This window comes from Salinadaptatus halalkaliphilus, from assembly GCF_006543045.1.
Taxonomy (GTDB): domain Archaea; phylum Halobacteriota; class Halobacteria; order Halobacteriales; family Natrialbaceae; genus Salinadaptatus; species Salinadaptatus halalkaliphilus.
In genome coordinates this window covers 15,494-32,226 of the sequence record NZ_RBZW01000010.1, presented here as the reverse complement: position 1 = coordinate 32,226, position 16,733 = coordinate 15,494, and the positions used below count along the sequence as shown (strand labels likewise).

General features: G+C 57.7%; 13 protein-coding genes and 13 tRNA genes. 23 read left to right on the top strand and 3 right to left on the bottom strand.

Annotated features, from left to right (window positions below):
• Nucleotides 1–301: 301 nt before the first annotated feature.
• Nucleotides 302–1,132, top strand: coding sequence for a type IV toxin-antitoxin system AbiEi family antitoxin domain-containing protein (locus D8Y22_RS02775; protein WP_141463195.1), 831 nt, complete (start codon nucleotides 302–304; stop codon nucleotides 1,130–1,132).
• 62 nt (nucleotides 1,133–1,194) lie between these two features.
• Here D8Y22_RS02775 and D8Y22_RS02770 read toward each other — a convergent pair whose 3' ends face one another.
• On the bottom strand, nucleotides 1,195–1,683 hold the full coding sequence (locus D8Y22_RS02770) for a winged helix-turn-helix domain-containing protein (protein ID WP_141463194.1): 489 nt from the start codon (nucleotides 1,681–1,683) through the stop codon (nucleotides 1,195–1,197).
• A gap of 115 nt (nucleotides 1,684–1,798) precedes the next feature.
• On the opposite strand from D8Y22_RS02770, the gene D8Y22_RS02765 reads away from it, so the two are divergent.
• From D8Y22_RS02765 to D8Y22_RS23300, 21 genes are all read left to right on the top strand, one after another.
• Nucleotides 1,799–2,599: a hypothetical protein gene (locus tag D8Y22_RS02765; RefSeq protein WP_141463193.1), complete on the top strand. Its 801-nt coding sequence runs from the start codon at nucleotides 1,799–1,801 to the stop codon at nucleotides 2,597–2,599.
• A 712-nt stretch (nucleotides 2,600–3,311) separates the two neighbouring features.
• Nucleotides 3,312–3,387, top strand: a tRNA-Gln gene (locus D8Y22_RS02760).
• A gap of 6 nt (nucleotides 3,388–3,393) precedes the next feature.
• A tRNA-Asp gene (locus D8Y22_RS02755) sits at nucleotides 3,394–3,467 on the top strand.
• Nucleotides 3,468–3,716: 249 nt separating this feature from the next.
• Nucleotides 3,717–3,789, top strand: a tRNA-Pro gene (locus D8Y22_RS02750).
• Between the two features lie 4 nt (nucleotides 3,790–3,793).
• Nucleotides 3,794–3,880, top strand: a tRNA-Ser gene (locus tag D8Y22_RS22185).
• A 547-nt stretch (nucleotides 3,881–4,427) separates the two neighbouring features.
• Nucleotides 4,428–5,645, top strand: coding sequence for an RNA-guided endonuclease InsQ/TnpB family protein (locus D8Y22_RS02745; RefSeq protein WP_089789724.1), 1,218 nt, complete (start codon nucleotides 4,428–4,430; stop codon nucleotides 5,643–5,645).
• Nucleotides 5,646–5,770: 125 nt separating this feature from the next.
• A tRNA-Leu gene (locus D8Y22_RS02740) sits at nucleotides 5,771–5,852 on the top strand.
• A gap of 42 nt (nucleotides 5,853–5,894) precedes the next feature.
• Nucleotides 5,895–5,977, top strand: a tRNA-Leu gene (locus tag D8Y22_RS02735).
• A 4-nt stretch (nucleotides 5,978–5,981) separates the two neighbouring features.
• Nucleotides 5,982–6,053: transfer RNA gene (locus tag D8Y22_RS02730), tRNA-Tyr, on the top strand.
• A gap of 4 nt (nucleotides 6,054–6,057) precedes the next feature.
• Nucleotides 6,058–6,190 (top strand) — tRNA-Thr (locus D8Y22_RS22180).
• A 34-nt stretch (nucleotides 6,191–6,224) separates the two neighbouring features.
• Nucleotides 6,225–6,297, top strand: a tRNA-Glu gene (locus tag D8Y22_RS02725).
• Between the two features lie 103 nt (nucleotides 6,298–6,400).
• A tRNA-Met gene (locus tag D8Y22_RS02720) sits at nucleotides 6,401–6,471 on the top strand.
• A gap of 12 nt (nucleotides 6,472–6,483) precedes the next feature.
• Nucleotides 6,484–6,888 carry a hypothetical protein gene (locus tag D8Y22_RS02715; protein WP_141463192.1) on the top strand — a complete coding sequence of 135 codons (405 nt, stop codon included), beginning with the start codon at nucleotides 6,484–6,486 and terminating at the stop codon, nucleotides 6,886–6,888.
• Nucleotides 6,889–6,930: 42 nt separating this feature from the next.
• Nucleotides 6,931–7,006 (top strand) — tRNA-Glu (locus D8Y22_RS02710).
• Between the two features lie 425 nt (nucleotides 7,007–7,431).
• Nucleotides 7,432–7,506: transfer RNA gene (locus tag D8Y22_RS02705), tRNA-Arg, on the top strand.
• Nucleotides 7,507–7,619: 113 nt separating this feature from the next.
• Nucleotides 7,620–9,149, top strand: a complete 1,530-nt coding sequence (locus D8Y22_RS02700; protein ID WP_141463191.1) for a TROVE domain-containing protein — start codon at nucleotides 7,620–7,622, stop codon at nucleotides 9,147–9,149.
• A 20-nt stretch (nucleotides 9,150–9,169) separates the two neighbouring features.
• Nucleotides 9,170–9,242: transfer RNA gene (locus tag D8Y22_RS02695), tRNA-OTHER, on the top strand.
• Nucleotides 9,243–9,301: 59 nt separating this feature from the next.
• Nucleotides 9,302–9,595 carry a hypothetical protein gene (locus tag D8Y22_RS02690; protein WP_141463190.1) on the top strand — a complete coding sequence of 98 codons (294 nt, stop codon included), beginning with the start codon at nucleotides 9,302–9,304 and terminating at the stop codon, nucleotides 9,593–9,595.
• A gap of 71 nt (nucleotides 9,596–9,666) precedes the next feature.
• Complete coding sequence (locus tag D8Y22_RS02685; protein ID WP_141463189.1) at nucleotides 9,667–10,341, top strand: MarR family transcriptional regulator; 675 nt, start codon at nucleotides 9,667–9,669, stop codon at nucleotides 10,339–10,341.
• A 204-nt stretch (nucleotides 10,342–10,545) separates the two neighbouring features.
• Nucleotides 10,546–10,869: a hypothetical protein gene (locus tag D8Y22_RS02680; RefSeq protein WP_141463188.1), complete on the top strand. Its 324-nt coding sequence runs from the start codon at nucleotides 10,546–10,548 to the stop codon at nucleotides 10,867–10,869.
• 54 nt (nucleotides 10,870–10,923) lie between these two features.
• The gene (locus D8Y22_RS23300) at nucleotides 10,924–11,571 is read left to right on the top strand and encodes an HNH endonuclease (protein ID WP_141463187.1); all 648 of its coding nucleotides are present in this window, start codon (nucleotides 10,924–10,926) and stop codon (nucleotides 11,569–11,571) included.
• A gap of 419 nt (nucleotides 11,572–11,990) precedes the next feature.
• Here D8Y22_RS23300 and D8Y22_RS02670 read toward each other — a convergent pair whose 3' ends face one another.
• On the bottom strand, nucleotides 11,991–13,220 hold the full coding sequence (locus D8Y22_RS02670) for an RNA-guided endonuclease InsQ/TnpB family protein (protein WP_141463186.1): 1,230 nt from the start codon (nucleotides 13,218–13,220) through the stop codon (nucleotides 11,991–11,993).
• A gap of 500 nt (nucleotides 13,221–13,720) precedes the next feature.
• Between D8Y22_RS02670 and D8Y22_RS02665 the strand changes: the two genes are divergently transcribed.
• Nucleotides 13,721–15,175, top strand: a complete 1,455-nt coding sequence (locus D8Y22_RS02665) for an orc1/cdc6 family replication initiation protein (protein ID WP_141463185.1) — start codon at nucleotides 13,721–13,723, stop codon at nucleotides 15,173–15,175.
• 158 nt (nucleotides 15,176–15,333) lie between these two features.
• On the opposite strand, the gene D8Y22_RS02660 is transcribed toward D8Y22_RS02665, so the two are convergent.
• On the bottom strand, nucleotides 15,334–16,557 hold the full coding sequence (locus D8Y22_RS02660) for an IS701 family transposase (protein ID WP_141463184.1): 1,224 nt from the start codon (nucleotides 16,555–16,557) through the stop codon (nucleotides 15,334–15,336).
• Nucleotides 16,558–16,733: the final 176 nt, after the last annotated feature.

The following is a 16,733-nucleotide window of genomic DNA, read 5'->3' as shown; positions in this document are numbered from 1 at the left end:
CCCTACGAAGAACTTCGTCGAGTCGTTAGCACCAATGAGATGATCTCACGGAGTCACGCTGTACCGGCTGTTGAGCCTTCGGGGTAAACACATACTTCCAGTCTTTCACCCCACACACCTTGTAGAATACGTCCACAGGAAGACGTGAGTACTTGCAACATCCGATTTGTTCATTCACAGTCTTCACGGTTCTTAACCAACACATATCTATCGGGTGATTTGTGTTGGTTAAGGAGGCTAAGAGGGATGGGACAAGGATAAAGCAGGCCCAAAATTCATACTCTATGTAAGAAACGCAGGTATGAGTACTATAGAACAATCACAAAATATACGCCAGGGCCTCTCGACTCGAGAAAGTCGACTCCTTGCACGACTCGCTGGCGCGGGTCACCAAATCATCTCCATCGACGACATCGAGACGACGCTGGAGGTCCCCCCGAACACCGCCCGAGAGATTGCCTCCCGGCTCACCGAGAAGGGCTGGCTCGACCGTCTCTTCCCGGGCACGTATCTCATCATTCCACTCACTGCCGGCGAGAAGGCCGTGTACACCACCCACGAGTACCTCATCGCCGCCCACGTCGCCGAGCCGATGTACATCGGCTACTACAGCGCCCTCAGCCACCACGGGCTGACCGAACAGGTCCCCCGGACGGTGTACGTCGTCACGCCGACCCGAGCGCAAAGCCGAGAGATCCACGGTGTCCCGTACCGCGTCACGACGATCACCGAGCAGAAATTCTTCGGCCTTGAGCCGACATCGATCGAGGGTACGACCGTTCAGGTCAGCGACCTGGAGAAGACGCTGGTCGACTGTGCGGACCATCCCGAGTTCTGCGGTGGCGTTCGGGAACTCGCAACCGCGATGCGTACTGCCGACGACCGTGGTTGCGACTGGGACACTGTCGGCGAGTACCTCGAGCGCCTCGACAACGGGGCGGCGACCAAGCGAATCGTCTACCTCGCCGACCAGCTCGGCATCGACCTCCCCGCCCGCGAGGAACTCGTCGCGTCGTTCACGAGTGGCTACTCGCTGCTGGACCCGACGCGGCCCGACACCGGGTCGACCGACAGCACGTATCGCCTCCGGATCAACGTCGAGCCAGCCACGCTGGAGCCAACGGAGTCCTGACCAAGGTACGAAGTCGGCGTACCTTCTCTGCAGCGTCGAGAACGGTGCTGTTCGACGACGAACTATGGGTTCGTGCCACCATCGACGGCGTCGAGGTCGGGCTCGTCGAATTCGAGGGCTGCCGCGACGGCATCTGGAAGCTCCGGTCGAGGGGCCGATTCGTGGCGCTCGATTTTCTCGGTCTTGCGCGTGTTTTCGTAGAGCGCGCGTGCGACCGGAAGCCCACGGAGATACTTGTAGTCGTGGAGGACCTCGACGCCCCGCTCAGTGAATCCGTAGAACTGGGAGGGGAGGTCACGTTTCCCCTCGCTTGGGTCGTACGTGTAGCGTGTGAGGAGCCCGGCGTCGATCAACGTCTCCAACTGGTCTTTGATGGCCGCCTGACTCTTCCCAGTCATATACTCGAGTTCGGCGAGCGACATCAGATGGGCGGGATGGCCCAGCAGCTCCTGGATGATGAGATGGCGCGTATCCTGGGACAGCAGCTTGAACAGCCGCTGCTGTTCCGCGAACGGCCCTGCATCGGCCGTGCCAGTGTCGGTTTCGCTCATACGTGATGGTACGAGGGAGGGCGCTATAACAGTTAGGGTTGACCAAGTTGGTTAACTCAGAAAAAACCAAAGTGATTCAGAAGGGATAAGGTGGTGTAGTTTGAATCGGCAGCTAATGACCGACTCAAGCCCGCCGCCGGACGCTGGGGAGATTATGACCGTTGTTCACGAGGCCGTCGGGGGCATCGAACTTGAGCCCGCAGAGAAACGGGAGATCTGGCGGTTCACCCAGCGTGAATTGCCGTATCTCTGGAGTCAGCGGACATCGTATTTCATCCTGGGAAGCTATCGCGACCCCTATATCCGCCGACTTCGCGCCGTCCAGAACGAACTCACGAAGCAGCTCGGTGCCTATCCGTTCATCATGGGTGATCTCCTCGAACTCCCGACTGACCGGCTCAATACGTTCGATATCATGTTTTCATTGCTCGCGACATACAGCGACTACATCGTCGGTATCTTCGAGAAGGAGAGTGGTGGGGAGGCGCCTGAGTTGGGTGAGATCGATGACCGCCCGTATTTCGACAAGTCGTACGTGTTCCCGCGTGATTACGCGTGGGTGACTGACGAGAACCTTGACTCGACACAGCACGTCGTTCAGGCCGCCCTCGAGATTGCGTTCGCAGACGATTTGTCGGCGGATGAAGTCCAATCAAAAGTCGAGTCACTCGTTGACCGCGCCCAAAAGAGGGGTCTCGACATCGACGAACAGGAGATTTGGGGTGTGATCGACGACCGGGCAGAGGAGGGCGAAGCGCCGGCAACGTACAGTTGGGTCCATCTCAACAAGTTCCGCAAATTCGAACTCCACGATCGGTGCTTCCCGTGGACGACAGAGGACGAACTCCGAACTGTGGTTGACGAACTCCCGTCCCCGACGCCACGTCCGGAGTGGGAAGAGGGGGGAGAACGGTGAACTATCTTTCTGCGAGGAGAGAATCCCGCCGTTTACAGTAGACGCCGAACCTAATTTGCGCCGTTGCTGGTAGGGTGGCTATAGTTTCTGTGCGGCCTCCCGGAAACACTCCGTATTGGATCACCCCTTAAGCCGAGAGACAACGCAGGTGGGGAGTATGTTCGGCGCTCAAAAAGCTGAGTATGACATTCGACTGTCCACCACTATGGGTGTGTTACCCACACCCTGACTAATTTTAATACAATTGCCACGATAATCCAGGTTGACGTCCGATACACCCCTCAAACTGGGAGCGTTCAACACGATGATTATCACTCGCCTCACCCCGCGGCGTGCTCGTTCTCGCTTAGCCGCGGGTCCTGTGTTCGGCGAGTGCCTACAAGATCAGCGTGCGAAGAGACCGGGCGCAAACCGCCGGATCCACGTCGGCTTCGAATACGAGAGTTCGACGCAATCCGGCGACGGCCGGACACTCTCACCCGCATAACTCGGCCCCCATACGGACTACCCGTCAGGGATCGGGGAACACGGGATTGCCGCCTGCCTTTGCCCAGTACTCGCTCAGTACACAGCGTGAAGCGAGTGTGGGGTGCCAGGCTCGCGGCTGATTGGTTTCCGTTCGTTCCGATACAGGGGAGAACGGGCTCCGTCCGCGCTGAGCGCACGGAAGTCGTTAGCCAACAGCCCCGCAGCGATAGCTGCGGCTACGCCTAGCCCCGGAGTCTCCGCTGGCGAGGGACGCCGGACTTTGAATCCGGAGGTCGCCGGTTCGATTCCGGCCGGGGCGACTGCATGCCGACGTGGTGTAATCCGGCGAGCATACGGTCCTGTCACGGCCGTGATCCGGGTTCGAATCCCGGCGTCGGCGTGGACGCGTGGATAAACCACGTGGGGATACCCATCGAGGTAGGCAGCCCGTTGGTGCGATCAGCTGGATCGTTCCGACGATGCTGGGCCCAGCAGGGTCTGCAACCTACATAAGCCGGTGTGGTATTCCCGGGAACACCCGAAGTACGCCCCCGCGATGAGACGCGCAACCACGACTACTCGGTCGCGGTTGCGCAGTTGGAAAGTCGTACAGATAGATAATCAACTGCCGAACGCTCGGCAGTCCAGTGAGCCGATGGTCCAGCGGACGACGATCTGTGCCTTGGGCGCACAGGACCGAGGTTCGAATCCGCGTCGGCTCACTGTGCCGCGACTGGGTATTGGGGAACCCAGCGGCCTGCTATGCCGTGACCGTCTGCTACCGGTCTCCCGGTTCGAATCCGGGTCGCGGCGTCATGACAACGAATGTCTGCCCTGCCTGCGAGGAGGAAGCGTTCCGTCACGTCCCGATCGGTGAAACAACGTCTATCGACACGATTGGAAGCGTGGAAATCTGCGTCACCGAGGACGGCGCATACTTCCACGGAACGAGGTGACCACCATCCATCCCTGCTGTGACTGGATGCTGATGAGCACATTCGCCTCGGTAGTGAGGGGCAGAAGCTGAGTAATGCGCGTCTTCCGGTGTCCCGGTGAGAAACGCGAGGCGGGCTTGTCGGAGCAAGTTCCGACGGAGATGGTGAGACATGCGGATAGACGACCGCGCTCGGTGTGAAACCGAGAGCCGCGAGGCTTCGGAGTTCGACTCTCCATCTCACCGTTGGCGGGGTTTCCCTAGCTTGGTCAAGGGACTGCGTTGGAACCGCAGCGTCCGCAAGGACACGAGTGTTCAAATTAGATAGCAAGGCGGGTTCCCCGCCCACCGGTGGGCGGGGAGGAAACCAACACCCACTGCCACAAACCACCGATTACTAAGTACCTCATATATCTATTGAAAACCGTGGCGGACGACTACCTGCGACGCACCGCAATCACCCGCCCCATCCTCACCACCGAGCAACAAGATCTGCTTGACGCCACCATCAACGAGTGGCAAGATGCCTGCAACATCAGCAGTCGGATCGGATGGCAAACGGGTGAAACGCGGAAGACATACCTCCAAGACCTCGCCTACGACGAGGTGCTGGAGGAGACGCGTCTCGGGAGCCAACACGCAATCCTCGCCACCCACCAAGCCGCAGCCGCACTCTCCGGCGTCGAAGAAATCAAAGAACTAGACGAGAAATACAAAACCTCGTGTCCGGAGTTCACCGCCACCACGGTGAAATACGACACCCGGACGATGACGCTGTTCGACGACGAAACAGTCTCACTTACAACGGTTGACGACCGCATCCGGTGCGATCTCGCGTTGCCGGACGACGAAGACGGCTACCAACACCAGTACCTCAACGATGAGGACTGGGAGCTCACCGAATCCACGCTTTCTCGGCGTGATGGCGACTACTACCTGCATCTCGGCTTTCGCAAACCGAAGCCCGAGAAACAGGTCGAACAACAGGGCGACGACGAGGACAGGACAGTTCTCGGCGTCGACCTCGGCATCGTCAACATCGCCACAACCTCAACGGCGTACTTCGCGTCCGGCAGAGAAGTCAGACATCGACACCGGGAGTTCGAGCGGATTCGAAGCAGTCTCCAACAGACCGGTACGCAGTCCGCACACCGCACCATCCAGCAGATGAGCGGCAGAGAGTCCCGCTACGTTCGGGATGTCCTGCATCGCGTGGCCAACGACATTATCGAAGAAGCGTTGAATCACGACTGTGAATACATTGCATTCGAGAATCTGACCCACATCAGAGACCGTGTGCCGCCGGTCAAAGAGTTCCACCAGTGGGCGCATCGGCAACTCGTTGATCTCGTGGAGTACAAGTCCGAGACGGAAGGCATCTGCGTAGAGTACGTCGATCCGGAGAATACGAGTCGTCGGTGTCCCGAATGTGGACACACGAGTAAAGGGAACCGCGTAACACAGGCAGAGTTTGAGTGCGAGAGGTGTGATACGACAGCGAACGCGGACTATGTTGGAGCGAAGAATATTGGGTGGCGGTATGTCCGTCGCGGCCTACAGTCGTCGCGGCGGACGGGCGACAGTCAACTCGCCCTGAAGTCAGGAACGGTGACGCCGAACCGGGGCTTTGTCTCGTCCGACTAACTATGGTCGGCAGAGGCCGAGTTCACTGACAAGCCCCGCGCCACCGTGCGCGGGGCAGTTGACATCGCTCTCCCGCCGCTGCGTGCCGAAGTGATTCGCAGAGTCGCCGGCGATTCTCGAATTGCGCCGCCATGCCAGAGTGGTCGAACGGACACGGTCGAGACCCGTGTGGTTAGTCCTTCCCAGGTTCGAATCCTGGTGGCGGCATCCGGCCATCGTGCCGGGAGACAATTCTCGCTTCACCGTTACGTCGCCGTACTCAAGTGGTCAACGAGAAGCGGCTCAGACCCGCTGGCGTAGGTCCTTCCGAGGTTCGAATCCTCGCGGCGACATTTTCTCCCTGTGGTCTAGCGGCTACGATACCTCCCTGTAGAGGAGGAGACGCACGTTCGAGTCGTGCCGGGGAGACTGCGGGACGGTGGAAGAGCCTGGCATTCACACACACACACACTCACCGAGTTTTCACCGGAGACCCGGTGCGACGGTGAGAGTTCCTTCATCTCACTTGTAACGAGAACACGCAGGTTCGAATCCTGCCCGTCCCACTGGCCGACGACCCGTTCCAGACGAGGCCAACCCGCTCCAGTGGAGTAGCGGCCAAACTCACGGCCCTCTCACGGCCGAGCCCCCGGTTCGAATCCGGGCTGGAGCATTCTCCAACAGTCCGAGACCTCTCACTTCCAGCCGACGAGACTGAGGGACGGACAGCTGTGGAGAACTGAGAGATGCCCATGAGTGAGTTCCGAATTGTGTGCTGCGGGATAGGATAATGGCAGTCCACGGGGCTCATATCCCCGAGGCCCAGGTTCGACTCCTGGTCCCGCAATGGAGGACAACAATGGGACTATTCGATACAGTCGAACTCTACGACGACGTCCACCTGCCAGAGTACCCCGAAGGGATTACTCCTGCCGAGGATGTCGACTGGCAGACGAAAGGCATCGATCGACCGACCATGACCACATTTCGGATTACGGCGGACGGTCGGCTCCTCGAAGAGGAGTGGCACACCGAAGCGGTCCCGCCGGAAGACCGGCCATACGCGAGCCGTGACGACGTCGACGAGGACGATTTTCGCTACATGGCCGGCAGTCGGAACCGAGTCCACGACGGCTGGATCGAACGAGACGACTACCACGGCCGCTTCAAGCTCAAACACTCCTTCGAGGGTCTCGAGACACTCGTCACGTATCAAGTAACGTTCACGCACGGGCAACTCGAGGGCTTCGAACGGCTGCAGTGACCCGTGCGTGCCCACACCTCGGTGCTTGATTTACTCTCCAGCGCTCCCGGAGTCTCCGTTGGCGAGAGACGCCAGTTTTTCAAACTGGAGGCCAGGGGTTCGATTCCCCTCGGGAGCAGTCGGGGAGGCTGGCCCTGACAGCGTTTTTCCGTGTCTGACATAGCGGGCAGCCACGGATCCGTGACGCTGTCACGGTCAGCGTTCCCCAAGCGTGTGGTCGACGAGGTGGTGCGTTTCTTCGCCCGCAAAGCACACCAACGGGAGTCATAGCCCGTCGCACCACCAGTTGCTCGACCGCACGTGGCGACCGTCGAGTCGGAGCGTTGCTTCGCCAGGAACTCGCAGGTTCAAATCCTGTCGGTGGCACAACCCATCGAGAACATCCCGGACAAAGAGCGTACGAGAGGACGCTCGACACCGGTCCCGCTCCGACAGTTTTCCGGTCGTCGTGTCGCCAGTGACCGTCGATCTGGAGCGCTACGTCGATGGCACATTACGGGTTCGAATCCCGTCGTTCGCTCCAGAAATTGTCCGGCCACTCGTGTTCCCGTAGCTCAGTCAGGACAGAGCACCGGCCTTCGAAGCCGGGTGTCGCACGTTCGAATCGTGCCGGGAACGTCCAGCCGAGCGATGCGAGGCTGGTTCGGGAAGTTTCTCTCCCGAGACTCGCTGCTCACAGAGCTTGTGGGCAGCTACGATCGGAGTCGCCTGTTGCGGCTCCGGGTGATAGGATGGAATTCAACACGCCAAAGCAAACGGTCGCGGAGGCAACGCGGACCACCAACTACGAGGGTGGCGAAGCGTTCGAGCCTGCCGACCCCCGACTCGCACTGTACAAGCGCACGATCAACCAGCTGCTGGAGGGCTCGTTCTACGAGACCGATGACGAACAGCTCGCTGCTGTCGTTCGCCAGTTCGATGCCGCCGCAAACGAGGACCCGGAGTTCGTCCTGAAGCTCGCGGCCTATGCGCGCCAGGAGCTCTACTTGCGGGACATCCCACAAGTGCTACTCGTACTGGCAGCCAACGACGACCGATTCAAGGACGACTCCCCCGAGTCGCTCATCCGCGAATGGGCGCCGGCGATCATCCAGCGGATGGACGAGACGGCCACCGCGCTCGCGGTCCACGATCAGCTGTTCGGCGGGACTGCGCCGTGGCCGCTTCGACGCGGGATCGAGGACGCGCTGGTGGAGATGGCCGACGCCTACACGCTGGGCAAGTACGAGCTGTCGCAGCGCGAGGTGACGCTGCACGACGTCTTCAACCGCGTCCACCCCACGCCCATCGACGCCGAGCAGGAAGCGCTCTTCGAGCGGTTCATGCGTGGTGGCCTCGACGACTATCCCGACGTCGACCCGTTGCCGGCGCCGAACACGTGGGAGACGGTTATCTCCGAGCGCGGCAACACCCAAGCCGCCTGGGAACTGCTCATCGAGGACGACGAGTACACGCTGCCCATCTTCGCGTCGATCCGGAACCTCCGGAATATGCTCGAAGCCGGCGTTCCGGAGGACACCGTCGTGGATCACCTCGACCTGGAGGCCATCCGCCACGCGCCGCTGTACCCGTTCCGGTACTACCAGGCCTACACCGCGCTGCAAGACGCGGATGTCCAGGCACCGACGGTCGAGCAGTGGCTCGAAGACGCAATTGATGTCGCGGTCGAGACGGTGCCTGGCGGATTCGGCGATACCTTTGTCGCGGTCGACCTGTCGGGATCGATGGATCAGCCGCTGTCCGCGAACAGCACGCTCCGACTGAAGGAGATCGGTGCATTGTTCGGTGCGATCCTGGCCGACCAGGGTGCTGACGTCGGCGGGTTCGGCGACGACTTCCAGACCGTTCCGATGCACGTCGACACGCCAGTCCTGCAGCGCCAAGCGGCGGTGTTGGCGATCGACGAGGATGTCGGAAACTCGACGAACGGCTGGAGGGCGATCAAGCACCTCCACGACCGAGGGGATGCTGTTGAACGCATCGTCGTCTTCACCGATATGCAGATCTGGGACAACACGCCGTTCACGGCCCGCGATTCCCAGACGGTCAAAGACGCGTTCGATGCGTATCGAGACGAGGTGTCTGCGGACACCGCGCTGTATCTCGTCGATCTCGCGGCCTACGGCGACCTGGTGACGCCAGAAGGCTACGAAAACGTCTACAACATCTCGGGATGGTCGGAGAACGTCCTCTCGTTCATCGAACACGCCGAGAATCCGAAACAGATCATCGATGAGATCGAGGCGTTCGACCCGACCTAGCCCAGTTCGGATTTGAGGATGCGCGAGTGGTGGAGTTCGGAAACACGCGGTTGTGCCACGACCGAGACGGGCGTTCGAATCGTCCCTCGTGCACTCGGAGTACAGTTGTCGAACATCTGGCCCGTGAGACGCGCCTCAACGGAGATGATAATATGGCAGTATCCAATACCACCGACCTAGACTCGACGACAATTGCCGTCGTGACGATTCGAATCCCCTGCGGCGCGGATGGGGACCTCGTCACTGACGCTGAGAAGCGTCTCTCGCGGCCCGAAACTATCGATGACGTCACGATTGACGAATTGGATAGTATCGAGCCACAGCTGTCAGCCACACTCATCACCGTCGAAATTACGGTCCTGTGGACTACGGCGATTGGCGAGGAGGAGGTCAGAGACAGACTGGCTGGTGTCTCGGGACTTGAGTCAGTCAGACGGATTGCATAGGCCGTTCAGAGCGTCATAGCCGAAAGTGTAGTAATTTATTTGACTGTTACCAAAATATTGGTATCTATTAGATGTACGGACCGTTTGATGAGACTGCTGTTAGAGTGTTGCTCGCAGTCAATCCTGGGGATTCGATCCGAACGGTAGCCCAACATCTCCACACCCCCTACGAAACGGTTCGTCAAGCAGTCAATCAACTAGAGGATGCAGGGTATCTTCGATATGATGACGGACTGTTCGTGACCGACGATCGCGTCCGTAAGGCGACACGAGACCTGCTAGCCACGAGTGCTGCTGTGAATCCACCGTCCATCGAAGAGGCGTACGTACTCCCACAGTTCGGTGACTGGCCCTTCGCCTTTACACAGGTGGACGCCGTCTACGTGTGGACCCAAGGGGGCTATCAGGTTGGTCGCGAGCCCGGAGACTACCCGCTCTTTCTTGCCGTCCTTGAGAAGGACATCGACGCCTGGCAGCGTTTTTTCGAACGGTTTGGAATCCCAACAGGATTTGAGCGACAACCGGAGGAATCGTTTGAAGGTCCTCTCCAAGTCGTCCTCAACGAGCGTTCGATGCTCAACCCCGACCACGTCGAAGGATATCCAGTCATCTCTCGGCGCGAGACGATAGAGTTCATGCGGAAGCATTATGCGACGTTTCAGTCAGCACTCGCTATGCTCGATCGCATGTACGACGATCTCGATCTCGATGTTTCCTACCGTGAGTCAGAAAGAGAATGCTCGTGAGTTTCACAGCAGCAATTGAATTATCGACCTCCTCCACGGTGAGGTGTAATTGATTGCCGTTGGTTTGACATCGACAGCGTTCCCGGGTTGCTATTTATGAATAGTTTGCTATTCATACTCTTCAACCCGTGACGAGTCGATATCTGATTAACCAACAAATCTATGCCGATACGCACTTTGTTGGTTAACACGAGGCGACCGCTGATGTCCTACGAGCCACCGACGCCGCCGGCGGAACTCCCGTCAGACCTCGTCAATACGCTTAACGAATCCTCTTCTGAGCAGCTCCAGCACGTTGCCCGCTACGCTGAAGAGTTAGCTGAGCACAAAGCTCGCGAGGCCCGTCTCGAAGAGGACTCAGATGAAAGCGAAATCGAAGAACGCCCCGACGATCTGCCGGACGACGTCCCGGCGAAGGCCACGATCACGATCAAGGAGATTAACGACAACCGCTACTACTACTGGCAGTGGCGAGAAGGTAAATCGGTGAAGTCCAAATATAAAGGACCGGTCAACCCGGACGAGTAACCCCTGACATTCATCAGTGATGACGGTTGCTAATGGTCGGCGAGATGCCGATCTATGCCCGTCGAAGTTGAGTGTGACTTCTGTGGAGATACAGTCTCAAGACCGCCGTCGGTAGTGGAGCGTGCAGAGCACCACTTCTGTGATAAAATATGTCACGGGAAGTGGCGGTCTGAACAAATGGACAGCAGAATCGTCCTCCAATATGACTACTGTGGGACGGACTTCAAACGATACGAAAAGAAGCTTAGAGACGATCAGACAAACCATTTCTGTAGCAAGGAGTGTAGAGGGCGATGGCAGATAGACAATCGTCCGCAGACGGAATGTACAAACTGCGGCGAGACCATCAGGCGAATTCAGTACGATATCGAACCAGCAAATCGCCATTTCTGTAGTCGAGAGTGTAAGTGGGAATGGCAGCAGGAAACAGCGACCTACGATTGGGAATCAACTCCGAACTATGGACCACTGTGGAAAGAGCGGCGTGAACAGGTCTTGGAGCGAGATAATCGAACCTGCCAAGGGTGTGGCCGTAACGAAAATGAACTCGGCTATACGCCGCGAGTACATCATATTCAGCCGTTCTCGGAATTCGACGAGGATGAGCTCGAGGCTGCACACGATCCATCAAACCTAGTCTCGCTCTGTGAGCCTTGTCACACCCGGTGGGAAGGGATCCCGCTCCGCCCGAAGCTGATCTGATGGACATCCCGTGTGCTATTTGATTTTGGTGCACTTGGAAAAGTGCTGACTACACACCCCTCGTCCAGACTGAAAGCAGTGAGGAGGAAGAACGAGGTTCAGATCCAATTAAGCGATAAATAGTCGATAGAGGCGATTTAACGAACAAACAGTAGTTCAAGACTCCGTAGTTGGAGCCTGTTTTTCTATCTGTGATGGACCACACCCCTGATCACGAGTGTATCCGCTGATAGGTTCTCACCACACACCCCGTGTACAAAGTGTAAATGTGCCGTATTCCGACGATAGAGAGTTATTAGGTTGGTTTTACATATTGAAGATGGCCTACAATCCGTGGGATGACACGGACGTACCGGACTCCGTGTAAGAGGTCAACCGCCTCGGGGTCAAGCCCCGAGGCTTGTCAGTGGACTCCCGCTCTATCCGCGCAGGGCGGAAGGCGTGTAGTCGCCGTTCGCTTTCAACGTCCCTGACTTGAGGGCCAGTTGACTGGTGCCCCGTCCAGCACCAGACTTGAGCCAGTGCTGGACAAGACGCCACCCGATGTTCCGAGCGGCGTTATAATCCGCGTGGAGTTCCTTTCCACAGTTCAAGCACTCGAACTCGTCACCATCGCGGTTATCCTCGTGGGTGAAGCCACACTCGCCGTGACTACATCGCTGTGACGTGTACGCTGGAGCAACATCGTCCACGTCGATTCCGTGTTCTTCGGCTTTGTATTCGACGTGGCGGTGGAGTTCGCGGAACGCCCACTGCTGGAACTTCGAGGCGTTCGAGATACGCGTCCGTATGTGTTTCAAATTCTCGAACGCAATCGCCGTACAATCGTTCTCCACGGCTTCACGGACGATAGCCTTCGACACGCGGTGAAGGTAGTCCGCGCTCCACCGAGCGAACCGTGAGCCAATGCTCTTGATGGTGAGATGCGCGGAACGAGTTCCTGTCTGTTGCAGGTTCCCGCGCCGACGCTCGTACTCGTCGCGGCGGTGGTTGAGGTAGTCTGCGTTACCGAGGAAGGCTCCCGTGCTGGTGACGGCGAGGTATCCGTCTACATTCAAATCGACACCAAGAACCACTCCGTTCTCGGTCGAATCGTCGCTAGAATCAGCAGGTTCGACGTCTTTCTCGACTGCGATGTGAAGGTAGTACTTGCCGTCACGCTTGTGTAGTGTAGCTTCCTTCTTCTTCCATTCGTCCGTCCAATACTCCGCAATCGGCGTGCCCTCGTCGTCTTCGGGTGTGACGAACTCGGCGGTCACGCGGTCGCCTACAGTGGCGAGGGTCACGTGATCGTCGTGGTAGGTGATGGTGCGCCCGTTGTACACGACGACACTGCCTCGGAACTCGGGCTTGCTTGCCTTTTTGCCGTCGTCGAGGATGCGGTCTTTACAGGTGCCGAGGGCGTCGGCGGCGATGTTGCGGGCGCTTTGAACGAGACTGGCTTGCAGACTGGTCTGCTCCCGAACCTCTGTGTAGGTTTGGTCGTGGAGTGTGTTCTTCGTGTCCTCGATCGCCGTGGGGTCGTCGCTCCAGCCAGCGTCAGCGACGTGTTGGGCCGCATAGCGGAATTGCTCGAACGTCTTATCGAGAACGCTGTGGTCGTCCTCGGGGACGTCGAGTTTTAGCTGGATGTTGCGGACGACCTCCATACTTCATCAGTATGTGTAAATATATTTGAACGTATTTGTTCGGGCTGAGGAGTCAGCCTTTCTATCGCGTGTTGTTTGTGTCATCGAGTATCGGCTTCCGCCCCGACCCCAAGGGTCGCGGTATTCGCCTCGCAATCTCTATGAAATTCGAACGGTGAACATCAAGAGAACCGGAGACTGAACCGATTTTCACTTCGATGACGGGGGGACAGTCGACCCTGCGTTTACACTTCGATGACGGGGGGTGTCAGACGTGCGGCTTGCACTTCGATGATGGGGGTGGGACGACTAGTTCCAATCAGAGATACGCAAATTCACATGAGGGCCGCCGATTTTGCGTTACACATCGATGACGGGGGGTCTTCCACCAGATGTACTTCGGTGATGGTTCTTACTGACGAGCCGTGAAACAGCTGAATTCACGGGAAGTATTGGATACAACGGGCGAATAAACATCGACGAGGGTTAATCTTTTTAATGCTCCGGTGTACAGCAGGCATATGGCCGGTAGTGATCAAGAAGGGGCGGACCAATCCACCCTTGATGAAGGAACTAGTACTACATCGGATGGACAGCAGTTAGAATCCGCCCGTGAGGATGCTGCCGGAGACTCAAGTCAAAATCACGAATCGACTGAAGAGAGCCCTCAGCGGTCGATTCGTGATATGCTCGATGATGAGGGGGAGGCATCAGTTTTCGTCAACCGGGACCTCGTCGAGCCTGACACGATTATCGACGAGGAGCGAATCGTCGGCCGTGACGACCAGCTCGAGTCCGTCGTCTCGTTTTTGAAACCGACTCTCCAGGGAAATCGGCCGCCGAATATGCTGCTGTACGGTCCCGCAGGGACAGGTAAGTCACTCATCATCGGGGCCGTCACGCAACAGATCATCGAGCTCTGTCAATCCAAAGGCAAGCGGTTCGGCGTTGTCGATATCAACTGCCAACCAATCAATACGCTCGATCAGGCCGTCTACGAACTCGTCCAAACTGTCGCCCAAGACGTTGGGACGGAAGTCGGAGTTCCAGAGACCGGCGTCTCGACGAAGCGCAAGTACCGACGTCTGTACGAACTCATCAACAAGCACTACGATTCAGTCATCTTCATTCTCGACGAGATCGATCTCTTGGTTGGCCGGCGCGAAAACGACGAACCCGCATACTCAAAGCTTCTCTATCAGCTATCACGGGCGAGTAACACGAACGAAATTGAAGGCCGCGTGTCCGTCGCAGCGCTGACGAACGATCCAAAATTTATGGAAGACATCGACGGACGTGCCGAGAGTTCATTCAATCCACGTGACGTCTACTTCCCTGACTACGACGCAAACCAGCTGCGCGAAATTCTCGAAAATCGACGCGATGCGTTCCGTCAAGATGCTCTCGAGGACGACGTGATTCCGCTCGTGGCGGCGTTCGCTGCACAAAGTCACGGTGACGCACGGAAGGCGATCGACCTGTTCCGCGGTGCCGGTGACCTCGCAGACGAACGGGGAGATGAAGTGGTCACGGAGGACCACGTCCGAGAATCTCAGGAGGAGATTGACAAAGACCGGTCGCTGAAGCTCGTTGAGGGGCTTACGACACAAAAGAAGATTTCACTATACGCAACCGCAGCCGTTGCGTATCACTCGAGTCGGACGGGTAGTTCCGTCCCAAGCCCGGTTGGATTCAAAGTTTATCAGTGGGTCACGAACGAACTCGATGCGGACCAGATGACTCGTGAAACGTACGTCAAATATGTCAAAGAACTCTCGACATACGGGTTGATTTCAACATCCCGGAAAAGCCGCGGACGAGGCGGCGGGATGTATATGGAGTTCACATTCACGGGTGATCCTGAAGCGATGATGACTCGGATCGTCGATGATACACGCTTGGAAGGAATAGCCCAGCAGGAAGAACTCCTCAGTTCAGTCGTGAATGCTCAGCTGAAAGAATTTCACGAGGAGTAAGAATCCTGGCGAGCACCCGGTGGAGAACACACCCCCCGTTTTCGATGTGTAAAGTCGAGATTGTAGCGGGGGAGAAGTCGAGAGAGTCCTGAACTGGTGGTGGTGAGTCAGCGAACGCGGAGCAGCCACTTCCGCATCAGATCTTTCTAACCCACTACTCAGCTTTGCACGTTAGCGTCAGCGGTTGAGTGAACGAAGAGGTGGTCGATCTCGGTCATCAAGTCATCGACGCCGCGATCATCGTTGTCTCGAACCCACGAGAGAAGGTTGTAGACGGCTTCTTTCAGAGAATGTTCAAGGTTCGCTCGAAGCGATGACGTCTTCGAGCGAACCGTCCCCAAGGCGCTCGAATCAGGATCAAGACGAACGAGACTGTAGGCAGCCATCAGAAGGTGCCAGTGCCGACTGGCACCTTCGTCGGTCTGCATCTCGCAGTCTCCTAGGCCGAGATCCTGCTTCGAGTCCTCGAAGAACGTCTCGATGCGCCAGCGCATCCCGTAGGAGCGAATCACGTGCTCGGTCGGTGCGTCGATCTTGTTCGTAGCGAGGTACTTGACCGGATTCTTTTCGTCTTCGTCGGTCTCTTTCTCCGCGATGACCAGCTTCACGTCTCCCAGCTGGGAGACGGGAAGCTTCTTCGTCCAGATGTGGTAGGTCTCGTCCTCGATATTGCGCTCAACCGTGTCGATGCGCTGGAAGAGCGCATCGACGCGGATCTCTTCTCCGCCGTAGGTCACCTGTCGGTTGCTCCGAAGCGGGCCGATCCAGTCCTTGCCGTAGGATTCGATGTGTTCAGAAAGGCCAGAATCGTGGGCGAACCATGAGTCGAAGAGGTAGGTGGCCGCAGGCACACCTACCTCTTCTTCGAGTTCGGTGACGATCTCGCGGGCGAGATCGTACTTGGTATCGTGGTCTTGGTCGTCTTCGTCCTGTTTTTCGTAGAGGCGGAAGGTGAGCGGGTAGGCGGTTTTCTCGTCAGCGTAGAAGGCGTAGATGAGATCTTGCCCCCAGACGGTGTCACCTTCGGCGTGATCGTAGAAGTGGCCGACGCCGGGGACTTCGTCCCCGGCTTTCTCGGTGATCGTGTCGTCAAGGACGATGTAGCCATCCTTTGACCAGCGTGTTTCACCGTGTTTCTGAAGCTCTTCAAGACGTTCGTGGTTGAATTGCTGTTCGTCCCAGTCGTACTCGGTGAGGAACTTGTTGAGGGCGCGTTTGCTGTTGGCTGGAAGGACTTCGCGTGCGATGCCCGCCACGGTCTTGTTGCTGGCCGCAACAAGACCTGTGGCGTAGGTTTTGGCGTGATGACGTTGGGCAGAAGACAGCGACTCGAACTCGTCGAACACACGCGTACACGACAAGAAGTCCGTAATCGGCATCATTCGTCCTTGCCACCCCCTACGTTACGCTCCTACTTCAACGTGCAAAGCTGAGCCACTAGAAAAGAGATCAAGTCACGGAGTCTCGTGACCCCCCACCCCCCGTCATCGATGTGTAAACAGCAGGGGTGGAAGGGGGAACTCACGTAGAATAAATCACGAAAGTCGGGCTTGACGCC

Excerpts from the sequence above, each read along its gene's own strand:
- D8Y22_RS02775 (WP_141463195.1), top strand. The coding sequence starts at position 302 with ATGAGTACTATAGAACAATCACAAAATATACGCCAGGGCCTCTCGACT.
- D8Y22_RS02770 (WP_141463194.1), bottom strand. The coding sequence starts at position 1,683 with ATGAGCGAAACCGACACTGGCACGGCCGATGCAGGGCCGTTCGCGGAA.
- D8Y22_RS02765 (WP_141463193.1), top strand. The coding sequence starts at position 1,799 with ATGACCGACTCAAGCCCGCCGCCGGACGCTGGGGAGATTATGACCGTT.
- D8Y22_RS02715 (WP_141463192.1), top strand. The coding sequence starts at position 6,484 with ATGGGACTATTCGATACAGTCGAACTCTACGACGACGTCCACCTGCCA.
- D8Y22_RS02700 (WP_141463191.1), top strand. The coding sequence starts at position 7,620 with ATGGAATTCAACACGCCAAAGCAAACGGTCGCGGAGGCAACGCGGACC.
- D8Y22_RS02690 (WP_141463190.1), top strand. The coding sequence starts at position 9,302 with ATGGCAGTATCCAATACCACCGACCTAGACTCGACGACAATTGCCGTC.
- D8Y22_RS02685 (WP_141463189.1), top strand. The coding sequence starts at position 9,667 with ATGTACGGACCGTTTGATGAGACTGCTGTTAGAGTGTTGCTCGCAGTC.
- D8Y22_RS02680 (WP_141463188.1), top strand. The coding sequence starts at position 10,546 with ATGTCCTACGAGCCACCGACGCCGCCGGCGGAACTCCCGTCAGACCTC.
- D8Y22_RS23300 (WP_141463187.1), top strand. The coding sequence starts at position 10,924 with ATGCCCGTCGAAGTTGAGTGTGACTTCTGTGGAGATACAGTCTCAAGA.
- D8Y22_RS02670 (WP_141463186.1), bottom strand. The coding sequence starts at position 13,220 with ATGGAGGTCGTCCGCAACATCCAGCTAAAACTCGACGTCCCCGAGGAC.
- D8Y22_RS02665 (WP_141463185.1), top strand. The coding sequence starts at position 13,721 with ATGGCCGGTAGTGATCAAGAAGGGGCGGACCAATCCACCCTTGATGAA.
- D8Y22_RS02660 (WP_141463184.1), bottom strand. The coding sequence starts at position 16,557 with ATGATGCCGATTACGGACTTCTTGTCGTGTACGCGTGTGTTCGACGAG.